At 61.4% G+C, this 15,359-nt stretch carries 12 protein-coding genes; 3 read left to right on the forward strand and 9 right to left on the reverse strand.

Annotated features, from left to right (window positions below; translation table 11 throughout):
* The first annotated feature begins 24 nt into the window (after positions 1-24).
* Positions 25-717: an MBL fold metallo-hydrolase gene (locus E6X30_RS01180; RefSeq protein WP_016664615.1), complete on the forward strand. Its 693-nt coding sequence runs from the start codon at positions 25-27 to the stop codon at positions 715-717.
* 9 nt (positions 718-726) lie between these two features.
* On the opposite strand, the gene E6X30_RS01185 is transcribed toward E6X30_RS01180, so the two are convergent.
* From E6X30_RS01185 to coaE, 3 genes are all read right to left on the reverse strand, one after another.
* Positions 727-1,200, reverse strand: a complete 474-nt coding sequence (locus E6X30_RS01185; RefSeq protein WP_016664616.1) for a YbhB/YbcL family Raf kinase inhibitor-like protein — start codon at positions 1,198-1,200, stop codon at positions 727-729.
* A 91-nt stretch (positions 1,201-1,291) separates the two neighbouring features.
* A complete protein-coding gene (uvrB, locus tag E6X30_RS01190; protein ID WP_016664617.1) occupies positions 1,292-3,391 on the reverse strand; it encodes an excinuclease ABC subunit UvrB in 2,100 nt (699 codons plus the stop codon).
* A 22-nt stretch (positions 3,392-3,413) separates the two neighbouring features.
* On the reverse strand, positions 3,414-4,088 hold the full coding sequence (gene coaE, locus E6X30_RS01195) for a dephospho-CoA kinase (RefSeq protein ID WP_016664618.1): 675 nt from the start codon (positions 4,086-4,088) through the stop codon (positions 3,414-3,416).
* A 79-nt stretch (positions 4,089-4,167) separates the two neighbouring features.
* Here coaE and E6X30_RS01200 point away from each other — a divergent pair, with 79 nt between their 5' ends.
* Entirely contained in the window at positions 4,168-4,974 is an 807-nt protein-coding gene (locus E6X30_RS01200) for a trimeric intracellular cation channel family protein (RefSeq protein WP_016664619.1), read from the forward strand.
* Positions 4,975-4,990: 16 nt separating this feature from the next.
* On the opposite strand, the gene aroB is transcribed toward E6X30_RS01200, so the two are convergent.
* The 4 genes from aroB to rpsA form a co-directional block, all read right to left on the reverse strand.
* The gene (aroB, locus tag E6X30_RS01205; protein ID WP_016664620.1) at positions 4,991-6,088 is read right to left on the reverse strand and encodes a 3-dehydroquinate synthase; all 1,098 of its coding nucleotides are present in this window, start codon (positions 6,086-6,088) and stop codon (positions 4,991-4,993) included.
* A 13-nt stretch (positions 6,089-6,101) separates the two neighbouring features.
* Positions 6,102-6,695: a shikimate kinase gene (locus E6X30_RS01210; RefSeq protein WP_051120655.1), complete on the reverse strand. Its 594-nt coding sequence runs from the start codon at positions 6,693-6,695 to the stop codon at positions 6,102-6,104.
* Positions 6,692-7,927: a chorismate synthase gene (gene aroC, locus E6X30_RS01215; RefSeq protein WP_316335567.1), complete on the reverse strand. Its 1,236-nt coding sequence runs from the start codon at positions 7,925-7,927 to the stop codon at positions 6,692-6,694. Before aroC ends, E6X30_RS01210 begins: the two co-directional genes overlap by 4 nt.
* 129 nt (positions 7,928-8,056) lie before the next feature.
* Entirely contained in the window at positions 8,057-9,520 is a 1,464-nt protein-coding gene (rpsA, locus tag E6X30_RS01220) for a 30S ribosomal protein S1 (RefSeq protein ID WP_016664623.1), read from the reverse strand.
* Positions 9,521-9,945: 425 nt separating this feature from the next.
* Between rpsA and E6X30_RS01225 the strand changes: the two genes are divergently transcribed.
* Positions 9,946-11,139 (forward strand): thioester-forming surface-anchored protein, encoded by a 1,194-nt coding sequence (locus tag E6X30_RS01225; RefSeq protein ID WP_316335568.1) that lies wholly within the window; start codon positions 9,946-9,948, stop codon positions 11,137-11,139.
* 588 nt (positions 11,140-11,727) lie between these two features.
* Here E6X30_RS01225 and E6X30_RS01230 read toward each other — a convergent pair.
* Positions 11,728-12,282, reverse strand: coding sequence for a DUF6318 family protein (locus E6X30_RS01230; protein ID WP_096882894.1), 555 nt, complete (start codon positions 12,280-12,282; stop codon positions 11,728-11,730).
* Positions 12,283-12,661: 379 nt separating this feature from the next.
* Positions 12,662-15,346 carry a DNA polymerase I gene (polA, locus tag E6X30_RS01235; RefSeq protein WP_316335569.1) on the reverse strand — a complete coding sequence of 895 codons (2,685 nt, stop codon included), beginning with the start codon at positions 15,344-15,346 and terminating at the stop codon, positions 12,662-12,664.
* Between the last annotated feature and the right edge of the window lie 13 nt (positions 15,347-15,359).

Raw genomic sequence — 15,359 nt, forward strand, 5'->3', positions numbered from 1 at the left:
AAAAGCGAAGGTGCTCGCCGTAGCATGGTGAGCATGAGCACCCTCAAAAATCAGTACACGGGCAGCGTCACGAGCGGCGGGGAAAGCGACGTGCGAACTCTCGGCTCGCTCGTCATTCGCAAAGCCTCCGTCGGCCCCCTCGATAACAATGCGTACCTTCTCACGTGCAGGGTCTCGGGCGCCCAGCTCCTGATCGACGCCGCGGCCGATGCCCCGCGTCTCATGCGCCTCATCAGGGAGGGCTCCCCCACTTCCCGCCTCGACTCGATCCTCACGACTCACTCGCACCACGATCACGTTGGCGCACTCGCGCAGGTGCGCGCTGCGACCCAGGCAAAAACTTTCGCGGGTGCCAAGGACGCCCCGGAGATCCCGACGCCGACGGATGTTCCGCTGAAGAACGGCGACACCATCAGAGTCGGCGTGAACGATCTCGAGATCGTCGCACTTCGCGGCCACACTCCCGGATCGGTGGCCGCGATCTACTGGGGGCAGGCCGACGGCACCCACGTGTTTACCGGCGACTCCCTTTTTCCGGGCGGCGTGGGCGCCACACGCGGTGATTCTGAGCGCTTCACCTCGCTGCTCAACGATGTCGAAGAGCGCCTCTTCGATGTTTTGCCGGACGAGACGTGGGTTTATCCGGGGCACGGCGAGGACACCACGATTGGTGCCGAGCGCCCGCATCTTGCCGAGTGGCGCGAGCGCGGCTGGTGAGTCGCCCCCCTAGTTGGCGCTGCCGGTGAGTTTGAACCTACCGGTGAGGCTCGCCGAGTCGAGTTGGTTCGCAAAGATCGCGAAACGAACCTGGGCCTGCGTAACTTCTTCGGAAATCTCGAGTTTCTCGACTGAGAGTGCGTGCACGGTATGGATGTAGCGGTGTACGCGCCCTTCGGGTGGGCACGGTCCGCCGTAACCTGAAAAGCCGTAGTCGTTCGCCCATTCACGGGCCGCCTCGGGCAGGCTCTCCCCCTCGGCAAGACCTGCCATGCTTGCGGGGACATCGAAGGCGATCCAGTGCCAGAAGCCCGAGCCCGTGGGAGCATCCGGGTCGAAAACGGTGAGAGCGAACGACCGCGTCCCCTCGGGGGCGTCAGTCCACGAGAGGTCGGGGTGGAGATTGTCGCCACCCGCGGCGTGCTCGGCAAAACGCACGGGAATTGTCTCGCCCTCGCCAAAAGCTTGAGTGGTAATACGCATGGGTCTCCTTGCATACGGTCGATTTGTGGGAGCCGAGCGGCGCTGCACGGAGTAATCCGGACATCGTACTCGCCTATGCGTTCATTGCCACCTAAGCTCCCGTGAACTGACGAAGTTCCTTCTTGAGTTCCGTCACCTCGTCGCGGATGCGCGCCGCAACTTCAAACTGGAGATTCTCCGCCGCCTGGTGCATATTCGCGGTGAGTTCCTCAATCATCTCGCGAAGCGCCTTTTCTGGGTTATCCCCCAGGTCAAGTGCGCGATTGCCGGTCGTGCCACCTCGCTCGGGCGAGCTTGAGCCCTTCGTGCGTTCCTTGCCCTTGCGATAGTCGGTCGCAAGCAGCGTCTCGGTGTCGATATCCTCGCGCGCAAGCATGTCTGTGACATCGGCGATCTTCTTGCGGAGCGGCTGCGGGTCGATGCCGTTTTCCTTGTTGTACGCGATTTGGATCTCACGGCGACGATTGGTCTCATCGATGGCTTCGCGCATCGAATCGGTGATCGTATCGGCATACATGTGCACTTGGCCCGAGACGTTACGGGCTGCACGCCCAATGGTCTGGATAAGCGAAGTACGCGAGCGGAGAAATCCTTCCTTGTCGGCATCGAGGATGGCCACGAGCGAAACCTCGGGAAGGTCGAGGCCCTCACGCAAAAGGTTGATACCGACGAGGACGTCGAATTCGCCCTGACGCAGTTCGCGCAGCAGTTCAACGCGCCGAAGAGTGTCGACATCGGAATGCAGGTATTGGACGCGCACGCCGTTCTCGAGGAGGTAGTCCGTGAGGTCCTCCGCCATGCGCTTGGTCAGCGTCGTCACGAGTACGCGCTCGTTCTTCTCGACGCGTTTTTCGATCTCGGCGCGAAGATCGTCGATTTGCCCGCGCACGGGTTTGACGATCACTTCGGGATCAACGAGACCGGTGGGGCGGATGATCTGCTCGACATAACCGTTGGCGCGTTCTAGTTCGTACTGGGCGGGCGTCGCCGAGAGGTAAACGGTCTGCCCGGTGCGCTCAATAAACTCGTCGAAGCGCAGAGGCCGGTTATCGAGTGCCGACGGCAACCTGAAACCAAAGTCAACGAGCGTGCGCTTGCGCGAGCGATCCCCCTCGAACATCGCGCCGATCTGAGGCACAGTCACGTGTGACTCGTCGATGATGAGCACGAAATCTTCGGGGAAATAGTCGAGCAGGGTATTCGGGGGCGTTCCGGGGCCGCGGCCGTCAAAATGGCGGGAATAGTTTTCAACGCCATTCGTCGTTCCGGTTTGGCGCAGCATCTCGATGTCGTGAGTCGTGCGCATGCGAAGGCGCTGTGCCTCGAGCAACTTGTTTTCACCCTCGAGTTCCTCGAGGCGTTCGGCAAGCTCGGCTTCGATATCCTTGATAGCGCGCTGAAGCCGCTCGGGGCCGGCGACGTAGTGGGAGGCGGGGAAGATGTGCATCTGCTCTTCCTCGCGGATCACTTCGCCGGTCACGGGGTGCAGGGTGTAGAGCGCGTCGATCTCGTCACCGAAAAATTCAATGCGGATCGCGAGCTCTTCATACATGGGGATGATCTCGACGGTATCGCCGCGCACACGGAACGTCCCGCGCACAAACGCGACGTCGTTGCGGTCGTACTGCATGTCGATGAACTTGCGAAGGAGAGCATCGCGCTCGATCTCCTCGCCGACGCTTAGACGCACCATACGATCCACGTACTCTTGCGGTGTACCGAGACCGTAAATGCAGCTCACTGAACTCACGACGACCACGTCTCGGCGAGTCAGAAGTGAGTTCGTGGCGCTGTGACGCAGCCGCTCCACTTCGGCGTTGATCGAGGAGTCCTTCTCGATATAGGTATCCGATTGCGGAACGTACGCCTCTGGCTGGTAGTAGTCGTAGTAGCTCACGAAGTACTCGACCGCGTTATTCGGAAGAAGCTCGCGAAATTCGCTCGCGAGCTGAGCGGCGAGGGTCTTGTTGTGCGCCATGACGAGGGTGGGGCGTTGAAGCTTTTCGATCAGCCACGCCGCGGTCGCGCTCTTACCCGTTCCTGTCGCCCCGAGGAGAACAACATCCTGTTCTCCTGCGTTGATGCGCGCTGCGAGTTCCTCAATGGCCTTCGGCTGATCGCCCGCAGGCTTGTATTCGGAAACAACTTCGAAGGGCTTGACTGCACGGGTCAGTTCGGTAACGGGACGCATGCCTTAACCCTAGCCCTCGCCCCTAGTCGAGGGCATGGAGTCGATGGTCGATGATGTCGCACGCCTCGGCGAGGGCGGCGTTGGCGCGCTCGTCAAGATGTTCGGGTGCCCCCGCATTGTCGATGAACACGTCTGCCCTCGCGCGTCGCTCCTCATCGTTGACCTGCGCACGGATGACACCCTCGACGTATTCGCGGGACTTGCCGCGCTCGCGGACGACTCGGTCAATGCGCTCACGCTCGGGTGTCAAAACAGCGACAATGGCACGGTAGTGGCGGTCGTGCTCCAGCTCGAGAAGCAGGGGCGAATCGTGGATGACGAGAACGCGCGTGCCGTCAGCCGCGCGTGAGGCTATGGCCGCCTCGAGCCGGCCGACTTCCGCCCACAAATGGTGGTGCACAATCCGTTCGAGATCGGCACGCGAATCAGGATCGTTGAAGACGAGTTCGGCAAGTGCCGCACGGTCGATCCTCCCGGTCTCGGAGTTTCGATAGCTCTCGCCGAAACGTGCGATAGCCTCCTCAAAGCCTTCGCCGGGCTGGTCGAGGACGGCTCGAGAGAGCGCATCAAGATCAATCACGTGGTGGCCTTTTCGGGCCCATATTTTTCCGACGGTGGACTTGCCCGAACCGATTCCTCCCGTGAGGCCGATACGAAGCACTCCGGTCGGGGCATCGGGGACGGAAACGTGTGTCATGTGAGTTCACTCCTATCCGCGAGAGAGTTGAGCAACAACCTGCTTCTGGCCTTCGGGCCTGCTCCAATAGATTAGTGGAGTGAACACCACGCCCGATCACTTTCTCCTCACGAATCAGCTGCTTATCGCGATCGACCTCATCGGCGTGTTTGTCATGGGCATCGTCGGCGGCTCCCTCGCTCGCCGCCTTCAATTCGATGCGGTGGGATACGCCGTGCTCGGCGTCATCTCGGGCCTCGGCGGCGGCATCATTCGCGACCTCATCCTCAACTACGGCATCCCCGCGGCCTTCGCTAACCCCCTCTACCTCACCGTCGGCCTTGCCGGATCAGCGATCGCCTACTTCGTTTCCTCTGAGGGCGCCATGTGGCGCCACACCACGACCGTTCTCGACTGTATTGCGCTCGGGCTTTGGGCAGCCATCGGCACAGCGAAATCTATGCTCGTGGGCCTCTCCCCGCTTCCCGCGGTCATGCTCGGCGTCACGACCGGTGTCGGCGGCGGCGTCATTCGTGACATAGCGGTGGGGCGCATCCCCGTAGTGTTTGGGGGCGGCCCGCTCTACGCGACCGCTGCCCTCCTCACTTCGGTGCTGACATGGCTCGTCTACTACTTCGACCTGCCTGCCTGGACCGTGCTTATCGCCGCCTCGTGCGGCACTCTCCTCGCGATCTTCGCGCAGTGGAAGCAGTGGACGCTGCCCACCACGGCTCCCGATCTCGCGGTCACAATGAGCCCAAGCCAGCTTCGCGCCTTCGCCCGCCGCGTGCGCAAGGCTGAAAGGCGCCGCGTAGCGATCGAGACCGGCGCGATCCCCGTCGTCAACATCGACAACGACGACCTCGCGCGGGACATCCTCGAAAATCCACCGGAAGTAGAACCGTAACCCCTACCGGAGCTGCTTACGCGGTGATGGCGGCATAGCTTTCCTCGAGGAGCGCTTCACTCGGCCCCTCAAGGCGGATCGGCTCGCCGACTGCATCGAGGATGACGAAACGTAGCAGCGCCCCTCGCGCTTTCTTATCGCGCGCCATTGCTTCGCGCAATGCTCCCCACTGACCGTCCCGGTAGCGCGTGGGCAGCGCAAGCGATTCGAGAACATTCCGGTGGCGGGCGAGCAGAGCGCTACTCAGATGGCCGGCCCGGTGGGAAAGCTCGGCGGCAAACACCATCCCGACGGCGACGGCGTCGCCGTGTCGCCACGTGTACTTTTCATGGCGTTCGATCGCGTGGGCGAGGGTATGACCGTAATTGAGAATTTCGCGGCGTCCCTTTTCAGTGAGATCCTCGCTCACGACCTCAGCTTTCACCGTGATCGACCTGGTGAGGATTTCGGCAAACTCACTCGAGCGGGTATCGCGGACCCGGCCCGGCCCGCCTTCAATGATGTCGAGAATGCGGGGATCGGCAATAAAGCCAGCCTTCACGACCTCCGCGAGGCCAGCGGACACATCGTGCGCTGGTAGCCCCTCAAGCGCCTCGAGGTCCGCAATCACTGCACGGGGAGCATGAAATGCCCCCACAAGGTTCTTCCCCTCCGCCGTGTTGATGCCGGTCTTGCCACCAACCGCCGCATCAACCATTCCCGCAACCGTCGTCGGCACGTGAATGACGTCGATGCCGCGAAGCCAGGTTGCGGCAGCGAAGCCTGCGAGGTCCGTCGCTGCGCCGCCTCCCATCCCAATGATCAGGTCGCTTCGCGTGAAGTCGCGTGAGCCGAGTACGCGCCACAGCTCGCTCAGCGTGTCGATCCCCTTGGCCTGCTCGGCGTCGGGGATGGCGACGGTAAGAGCCTCGCGACCGTCGGACTCGAGCGCCGCGGCAAGCCTGCGGGCCCGCTGTGCGACGGGAGCTTGGTGGACGATAAGAACGTGGAGCACTCGCTCGGGGATCGCGGTGAGGATCGTGCGTTCAAGCCCCCTACCCACCGTCACGTCGTAGGAGCTCGATCCCCGACCGACGGTGATGCGAGTCGGCATCGCTGTGTCGAAACCTGTCACGTCGTTGTCCCCTTTAGTCGAGAGTAGTGGTGGGCTGCGGTGACGTCAGTTCGCGCGCGAGCGTGGCCGCGAGCTCATCCGGTGAAGCCTCAACGGTGTCGAGCGCCCATACCGCGACCTGGGCGAACAGTGGTTCTCGCTCCTTACTGACCTGAATCCACCGCGCGTGCGGGTCATCACCCGCGAGGACGGGCCTTCCCATACCCGAACCAATACGTTCACGCGCATGATCAGCGTCGAGAAGAAGACGCACGACGAGCCTATCGCGCAGACGCTCGCGGGTGGCGGGTGATGTCACCGCCCCACCCCCGAGGGCAAGGATCCCCTCATGCTCCGCGAGAAGGCGCGCAATGACTCTCTCTTCGAGCGCCCGAAAGTACTGCTCACCCTCGGAGGCAAAAATCTCCGGAATCGAGCGAGCAGCCTCCCGCTCGATCTCGCGATCGGAATCGACGAAGGCGAGCCCCAGCCGGTTGGCAACACGTGTGCCAACCGTCGTTTTTCCCGAGCCCATAGGCCCGACGAGCACGAGCCGCGGGCCCCCTTCATACAGTTCGGGAGTGCGTAGGCGTGCAAGCGTCGGGAGCGCCTGTTCTCGTTCGCTCACCGATCAGCACCATCTGCACGCGCCACGGCGCACTCGCGCACGCTCGACACACGAGGGGCGATTTCGGCCACGCTGTCTCCCCCAACCTTTTCGAGGAGAGCGTCGGCGAGAGTGATCGCGACCATCGCTTGAGCGATCACGGCCGCAGGCGCCACTGCACACACGTCGGAACGCTGATGGTTCGCAGTCGCTTCCTCACCGGTGGCCGTGTCGATCGTTCGCAGCGCCCGCGGCACCGTCGAGATCGGCTTGAGGGCACCACGAACGGCAATGAGCTCAGCGTTCGAGATGCCGCCCTCGGTGCCCCCCGCGCGATTCGACGCGCGGCGCGTACCAGCCGGGCCCGCTCCCTCGCCGAGAATCTCATCATGAGCGAGGCTTCCACGGCGGCCAGCATTCGCGAACCCCTCACCGATTTCCACACCCTTCATCGCCTGGATACTCATGATCCCCTGGGCGAGGCGAGCATCAAGACGACGGTTCCATTGCGTGTGAGAGCCGAGACCGGCCGGAACGTTATAGGCGAGCACTTCGACGACGCCGCCCAGAGTGTCTCCGTCCTTCTTCGCCGCATCGACCTCGTCGACCATCGCCTGAGAGGTGGCGGCGTCAAAACAGCGCAGGGGGTCCGCATCGAGGGTCGAGGCATCGGCGGGAGTAGGCAGCGCGCTACCTTCGGGCACGCGCGCTTGCCCCACCTGCAACGTGTGTGCCACGAGCGTAATGCCCGCGGCCTGTTCAAGGAGTGCCTCACACAACGCGCCGATCACCACGCGCGCAGCGGTTTCCCGAGCGCTTGCACGCTCGAGAACGTTTCGTGCATCCTCATGGCCGTACTTGGCCATGCCTGCAAGATCAGCGTGGCCGGGGCGCGGCCTCGTGAGGGGTTTGTTGCGCGCAATCTCGCGTTCATCGCCCGTACCCGCATCGATCATGAGATCCTCGCGCGAGACGGGATCGGCGCTCATGACCTTTTCCCACTTCGGCCACTCCGTGTTTCGAATTTCCACGGCGATCGGTGAACCTAGGGTTCGACCGTGCCGCACGCCCGAAAGAATGCGAACCTCGTCCTGCTCAAACTTCTGCCGTGCTCCGCGGCCGTAACCGAGCCGGCGCCGCGCAAGCGCATCCCGCAACGCTTCGTGCGTAATCTCGACTCCCGCGGGGAAACCGTCGATCATTGCCACGAGCGAGGGGCCGTGTGACTCCCCCGCGGTCATCCAATTCAGCACAGGTGGCCTTTCGCTTAGGAGGTAAGGCGCAGGGCATGCGCCCGTTGCCGATGCCATTCAGGTTAAAGGCGAAAGCGCCCCTCGCAAAACGAGGAGCGCTTTCGTGAGACCGCTAGGCGATCACGTCAGTCAGTTGTTGCCCGTGAGCTTCTCGCGAAGAGCCGCGAGTGCCTCATCGGAAGCGAGGGTGCCCTCGTCGCTCGAGGAGGACTGGAACGAGGTCGGTGCGGCCTCGCCCGCTGCCGGCGCCGCAGCCTGAGCTTCGGCGTCGGCCTTCGCTGCCTCGGCAACCTGGGCCTTGTGCTGGGTCCAGCGCTCGTACGCACGGGCGTAGTCCGCTTCCCAGGCCTCGCGCTGAGCCTCGTAGCCCTCGAGCCACTCGTTGGTCTCGGGATCGAAGCCCTCGGGGTACTTGTACTCGCCGTTTTCGTCGTACTCAGCGGCCATACCGTAGAGAGCCGGATCGAACGTCGAGTCGTCGCCCTCGGGGTCGACACCCTCGTTCGCCTGCTTGAGGGACAGGGAAATGCGGCGGCGCTCGAGATCGATGTCGATGACCTTGACAAAGACTTCCTGGTCGACGCTCACAACCTGCTCGGGCAGGTCAACGTGACGCTGGGCAAGCTCGGAAATGTGCACGAGGCCCTCGATACCGTCCTCGACGCGCACGAACGCACCGAACGGAACGAGCTTCGTAACCTTACCCGGCACAACCTGGCCGATGGCGTGGGTGCGGGCGAAGAGCTGCCACGGGTCTTCCTGAGTGGCCTTGAGCGAAAGCGACACGCGCTCGCGATCCATCTCGACCGAGAGAACCTCAACCTTGACGGGCTGGCCAACCTCGACAACCTCGCTCGGGTGGTCGATGTGCTTCCAGGAGAGCTCGGAAACGTGGACGAGGCCGTCGACACCGCCGAGGTCCACGAACGCACCGAAGTTGACGATCGAGGACACATGACCCTCGCGAACCTGGCCCTTCTGGAGGGTCTGGAGGAAGTCGGTGCGAACCGATGCCTGGGTCTCTTCGAGGTAGGCGCGACGCGAGAGGACGACGTTGTTGCGGTTCTTGTCGAGCTCGATGATCTTCGCTTCGAGCTCCTGGCCGATGTACGGCTGAAGGTCGCGCACGCGGCGCATCTCGACGAGCGAAGCGGGAAGGAAGCCGCGAAGGCCGATGTCGACGATGAGGCCGCCCTTGACAACCTCAATGACGGTGCCGGTAACGACACCTTCGTTTTCCTTGATGTCCTCGATCGAGCCCCATGCGCGCTCGTACTGCGCACGCTTCTTCGAGAGGATCAGGCGGCCTTCCTTGTCCTCCTTCTGGAGAACGAGCGCCTCGACCTCGTCGCCGACCTCGACGACCTCATCGGGGTCGACATCGTGCTTGATCGAGAGTTCGCGGGAAGGGATGACGCCTTCGGTCTTGTAGCCGATGTCAAGAAGAACCTCGTCCCGGTCAACCTTGACGACGGTGCCCTCGACGATGTCGCCATCGTTGAAGTACTTGATGGTCGAATCGATAGCGGCGAGAAGTTCCTCTTCGCTACCGATATCGTTGATGGCGATCTGAGGTGCGTTGTTCGTGGTCATGTAGTAAATGGCTCCGTCGGGACAGGTAGTAGATGGTACAGAAACACGTGTGAGCGAAGCGCACACACCTGGTCTAGCCTACCGGTCATTGCATCCACGGGTCAACGAAAAAAGCTCCGAAAACCCCGCTCTCGACGTCGAGGTGACCAATCCAACAGTTGCCCGTTACTCCGAGCGGAGAGCCTAGACCGGCCGCGCCGCGCATTCATTCACCTCACAATGACCAGTCAAGCCCCCCCTCATTTCAGCAGAAATGGATCGATGCGAGAGGTAGCCTTCGACCGCTCCATGGCAGGTGATACGCTCCTTTGGCGGAGGGGCCCCCAATTGAAGACCCGGTAGATCCCGTGACCTTGGCGCAACATGGCCCACTTTCCACCGAGCACCCTCGAGTATTCGAAAAACCTTCACAGAGGAGTAAATTCGTGACCGTCAGAAGGCTATCAAGATTGCTTTGGTCGCTGCTCATCACCTTTACAATTGCGTTCGCAGGCGTTGGTATTACCGGGGCGGCAACCGCCATTCCGGGCAAGACCGGCGATATTTACCGTGCCTACGGAGAAAAGTCAGCGACCACCGAAAATACGAACATTTACGTACACCCGGATGGTGACGAGTCCAGCCCCATCGTTGCCTACTGCTTTAACATCCACAAGCAGTGGCCCGCCGCAAACAAGTCGTACATGGCGACCAAGACGTTCTATCTTCATAAAGATGTCTCGAAAGTGGCGTCCTTTGCTGACAATCCACGCAAGACCGGACCATCTGGAGAACGGCTGTCACCAGAGTCCTTTGACCAAGCTGTATTGAAGGTAATCCTCAACGGATACCCCAACAATTCCGATTTGCAAAGAAAGTATGAGCTATCGGATGACGAATACCGCATGATCACACAGGATGCTTTTCACTATTATTCGGATAACGTGAATGCTTCCAAGAGAATTTCCCAAAACGACACCTACATGAAGGTTTTCGATATTCTTGTAGGAAAGGCCGAAGACAACGCCATTAAGCCGGTTCCGGAAAATGCGGTCATCAACGTCCTGGAGAATGACCCTAACGGCAAATCTAACTTTCAGAATCTTATCACCGTTGATTTTCGTCCAGCCCCAGTCGAGCCGACCACAGCGGACGTGACGTTCTCGAAAGTCGCCGCCGGACAGGGCGAAGAACTCCCCGGCGCCACACTGACCGTCACTGGAGGAGACAACTTCTCTGAAGAATGGGTTTCCACCGGCACCGCGAAGCAACTCACGCTCGCCCCCGGCGAATACACCATGACCGAGGAAGCCGCCCCCGAGGGCTACCTGATCGCGAACTCCATCAACTTCCGCATCACTGAAAACGGCACCCTCGAGATCAAAGGAACCGACGGACAATACACGCCTGCCGAAAACGCCACCGTCCAAATGATCGACGAACTCGCCCCAGTCGATACGCCAGCAGAGCCGCGTGATACGACTCCGGGGTCTGAGGCACGTGGTCCTCAGACCCCAGCGACCCGAGAGCAAGTAACCTCGCTTCCGAGGACCGGTTCAATGACCGGGATGCTCGCGATGCTTTCGTTTGCGCTGGTGGCCGTAGGTAGCCTGCTCACATTGCGGCGCAAAGACCTCTAAATTGACTCGCTACCTCTAGGAAGAGGAGTTTGGCCTCATAGGTCAGACTCCTCTTTCTGCATTAAACCGATTTTGCTAGCGAAGCTGTCTTCACCTGCTCATACATCTTTTATGAATAGCAACGTAAGTTGGCGTTGGGAGATGCATATTTCGAGCGAAGATTCAGCACCGCCTAGAAGACACATATCTACCGCCACTGAGCATCAGCCCGATTGCCCATCGACTAGCGAAGGGTAGGTGGGCAAGGGAGCCGCGCCATGCTTGATGCTTATCTGCATCTCCAATGCGGCTGCCGCCCACCTAGAATTCAGTCAACTACGTTTCCAGCTTTTATTGGGGCCTCGCTTCTTCATCGCCGCCCACGAGAACTCTACGAACGGGAGATTCCTCAATTCGCTAGGAAATCCGAGGTGGGGCAGACTGCGGACATTCGAATCTGAATGGGATCCTCCTGTACTCACGTGTCTCATTGAAGGGAGTAGCTGCCGCAGACTATGAGGTCCAGGGGCGGCAGCACACTAACGAAACAGATGTATCGCTCACGTGGTCCAAACCCCCGCAACTTCGATGCAATCCCGGGTGTGGGCATCAATCGAGCCAATCGAAGTGCAGCACAAGCCACTCCCCGTCGCTGAAATCCAACTTCAGATTAACCGTGTGCTGCTCCGTCGGCTGGTCCTCCGTGGAGTCTCCGTAGGAGCCGGGGTGGAGATCCTCGATGGTGAATTGGTAACGGACCACAACGTAACCATCTTTCGTGGTTTCAGTACTGATCTCCCCAGGGGTGACACCCACGACGCTCGCGAACTGTTTATTCTCGCGCCACCGGTCCATTTCGGCGAGCGTTTCCCCGCAAGCCTTGCACGCCCCGAGCGAAACGACGCTCTCGTAGGGGGCCGTGTCGCCGGTCGCGTATCCGTAATAGAGGGCCGCAATGACATATCTGGCCGTGGCCTTAGCGCCCTCATCAGTTGCGAAATGGCGTGCCTCGAACAATTCGCCATCCGGTTTCGTCAGTGCAGCATTGTGGGGAGGAAGCCCATCGGTGCGTCCGGGCGCCTCGCCTGTTCCGACGCCTGCTCCACCCGCATCGCTCCCGCCGGGGGCCGGTGCCGTGTGTGCAACAGGAGTCGGGCCGATCACCGGTGTCGCGTCACCGTGACATGAAGTGAGCGCTGCTGATGCAATGGCAAGGGCTACTACCGTCGATCGCACGCGCCATCGTGCATTCCGCTTCATGTGTCCCCCGCCTATCGCTCCCGTCGATCTGAGCCCGACCGACGCGTTCCAGCAAACCAGACCAGTCGCGGGCATGCGATACCAAAAGCAGGAGCGTTTGGCGAACAACTGTGGCTACCACAAGCTCCGTCGATCCGCTTCTCGCAAGGATGCGGCACGCGAACGAATGAGTGCTTGCGATACATGCGGCCTGGTCGGTGCTGGCTCGAGGCCGGGCACAGCGACAGCACCGGACGCTACGGGCGCAAACCCCCACAACGTCTATGCAATTCGGAAATGAAGTTTAGTGCGCGGCCTCCAGCCAGGAGTGCCCAACGCCCACCGAAACATCCATGGGCACGGAAAGCTCATAGGCCCCTTCCATGCCTTCGCGCACGATGTCCCGCACGATGTCGATCTCGCCGGGAGCGACATCGACGATGAGCTCATCGTGAACCTGGAGCACGAGACGCGAGGCGGCGCCGGTCTTCTTCAGCGCATGGTCAACGCGCAGCATCGCGAGTTTGATGATGTCGGCGGCGCTGCCCTGAATCGGCGAGTTGAGCGCCACACGCTCCGCATTTTCCCGCCGCTGTCGGCTATCGCTCGTGAGTTCGGGAAGGTAGCGGCGGCGCCCAAGAAGAGTTTCCGTGTAGCCGAGTGAACGTGCTCTCTCGACGCTTTCATGCAGGTAGTCCTGGACGCCCCCGAAGCGTTCAAAGTACTGTGCGCGAAGCGCTTGCGCTTCGCTTTGCGGAATGTGGAGCTGGCGAGCGAGACCAAAAGCGGAAAGACCGTAGGCGAGGCCGTAGCTGATCGCCTTCGTTTTCGAACGTTCTTCGCTCGTCACCTGATCGACCGGGATGCCGAACACTTGCGAGGCGACGAAGCTGTGGAGGTCTTCGCCGTCACGGAAAGCCTGGATGAGCCCCTCGTCGCCGGACAGGTGCGCCATGATGCGCATCTCGATCTGGGAATAGTCCGCGGTAAGAAGCGACTCGAAGCCTTCACTCGCGTGGAAGGCGCCGCGGATCTGGCGGCCGGCCTCGGTGCGCGCCGGAATGTTCTGCAGGTTCGGGTTGGACGAGGCAAGGCGCCCGGTGGCCGCGACATTCTGCGAAAGGGTCGTGTGGATACGACCCTCCTCGCTCACGGATTTGCGCAGCGTTTCGATGATCTGGCGCAATTTCGTGACGTCGCGGTGTTCGAGGAGCGCCTGCACGAAGGGGTGGCCAGTCTTCGCGTAAAGATCCGTGAGGGACTCGGCGTCGGTCGAATGTCCCGTCTTAGTTTTGCGGGTCGGCGGCATCCCGAGCCGGTCAAACAGCACGGTTTGAAGCTGCTTCGGTGAGCCGAGATTGATCTCCTCGCCACCGATTTCCGCGAAGGCCCGAGTTGCGACCTCAGACTGCCGTTCGGCATGCATCGAGTCGAGCCGGTCAAGCTCGGAAGCGTCGACGGCGATGCCCGACTCTTCCATTTGCGTCAGCACACGCGCAAGCGGGAGTTCGAGATCATCGTGAATGGCACGGGTCTCGTGTGCATCCATGTCTTTCACGAGGATAGGGGTCAGACGGTACTCCGCCCTCGCGCGATCCAAAAGATCCTCGTGCAGCGCCTGCGCGGTGGGCTTCTTGTCGAGCTTCGGGAATTCCTCGTGAAGGTGGCGCATCGCGAGGCCGGCGACATCTGCGGGACGCTGCCCAGGCCTGCACAGGAACTCCGCGAGGGAGAGATCAACATCGAGGCCGCGAATGCCGAAGCCCGCACCGTTAAGAATATGCGCGAGCTCCTTGGAGTCGAGCGTCCATTTCGGGATGACCGAGTTTCGCAGCCATCGGTCGAGCTCACGGCGGTCCTGTTCGTTCATGCGCGAGGAATTGATGTCGAGGCTTGCGCTGCCGGTGGCAATCACCAGGCCGCGAAACTCCGCCTCCCCCATCGCCCAGGCGCCGTCGGCCTCAAGAGCGCCTCCCAAAGCGGCATGCTCCGCAAGGAGCGCGCCAAGCTGCCCGGCCTCCGGCTCAATCACGGGAAGGGTGGGGTTGGCGACGATAGACTCGGCTTCCTCGGCCCCGCTGTCCCCGGCGGGGAGGAGGCCTGCGGGAATGTCCCGACGGATTCCCGGCCCAAAGGCGAGCTCATCAAAGCGCGCGTTGATGGCGACCCGGTCCCCGCGTCCAAGGAGATAAGCGTCGAAGTCCTTCGGCAGGTCAAGGTCACGCACGGCTTCGTTCATGCGGCGATTGCGCACCACGTCCTCGACGTGATCGCGAAGCGACTGCCCCGCCTTGCCTTTAATCTCGTCGCGGTGCTCAAGGATGCCGTCGAGTGTGCCGTACAGTCCAAGCCACTTCGCGGCGGTTTTGGGTCCCACGCCGGGAACGCCCGGAAGATTATCGGCGCTCTCCCCCACCAGAGCCGCGAGATCCGGATACAGGCTCGGGGAAACGAGGTACTTCTCTTCGACAGCCTCGGGAGTCATGCGGCGAAGCTCCGTGACGCCCTTCACGGGCTGCAAAAGCGTAATCGTCTCATCAACGAGCTGGATCGCGTCGCGATCACTCGTGACGAGCAGAGGCTGCACCCCGGCGTCTTTCGCGTACGTCGCGATTGTCGCGACGATGTCATCTGCCTCGTAATCTTCGACGCTGAAATGCGCGATGCCCATAGCCTCGAGCACCTGCTGAATAAGGGCGACCTGTCCCTTGAACGCCTCGGGAGTGGCCTCACGGCCGCCCTTGTACTCGCTGTAAATACGATCGCGGAAGGTGCCGCCTGGCAGATCGAACGCGACCGCCATGTGAGTGGGCTTCTCGTTCTTCACGATGTTGAAGATCATCCGGCAGAAACCGTACACCGAGTTCGTCGCCTGCCCCGCGCTGTTCACGAACGACTCCGGTGGCAGGGCAAAGAAGGCACGGAAGGCCATCGCATGGCCATCGATCACAACGATGCGCCTCTCAGGGGCGTTTTCGATCTCGCTCATGCCTCAAGTGTGT

The organism is Dermabacter sp. (assembly GCF_032550575.1).
Lineage (GTDB): Bacteria > Actinomycetota > Actinomycetes > Actinomycetales > Dermabacteraceae > Dermabacter > Dermabacter hominis.

Bases quoted from the DNA above. Each gene is read 5' to 3' on its own strand.
- E6X30_RS01180 (WP_016664615.1), top strand. From the start codon at position 25: ATGGTGAGCATGAGCACCCTCAAAAATCAGTACACGGGCAGCGTCACG.
- E6X30_RS01185 (WP_016664616.1), bottom strand. From the start codon at position 1,200: ATGCGTATTACCACTCAAGCTTTTGGCGAGGGCGAGACAATTCCCGTG.
- uvrB (WP_016664617.1), bottom strand. From the start codon at position 3,391: ATGCGTCCCGTTACCGAACTGACCCGTGCAGTCAAGCCCTTCGAAGTT.
- coaE (WP_016664618.1), bottom strand. From the start codon at position 4,088: ATGACACACGTTTCCGTCCCCGATGCCCCGACCGGAGTGCTTCGTATC.
- rpsA (WP_016664623.1), bottom strand. From the start codon at position 9,520: ATGACCACGAACAACGCACCTCAGATCGCCATCAACGATATCGGTAGC.
- polA (WP_316335569.1), bottom strand. From the start codon at position 15,346: ATGAGCGAGATCGAAAACGCCCCTGAGAGGCGCATCGTTGTGATCGAT.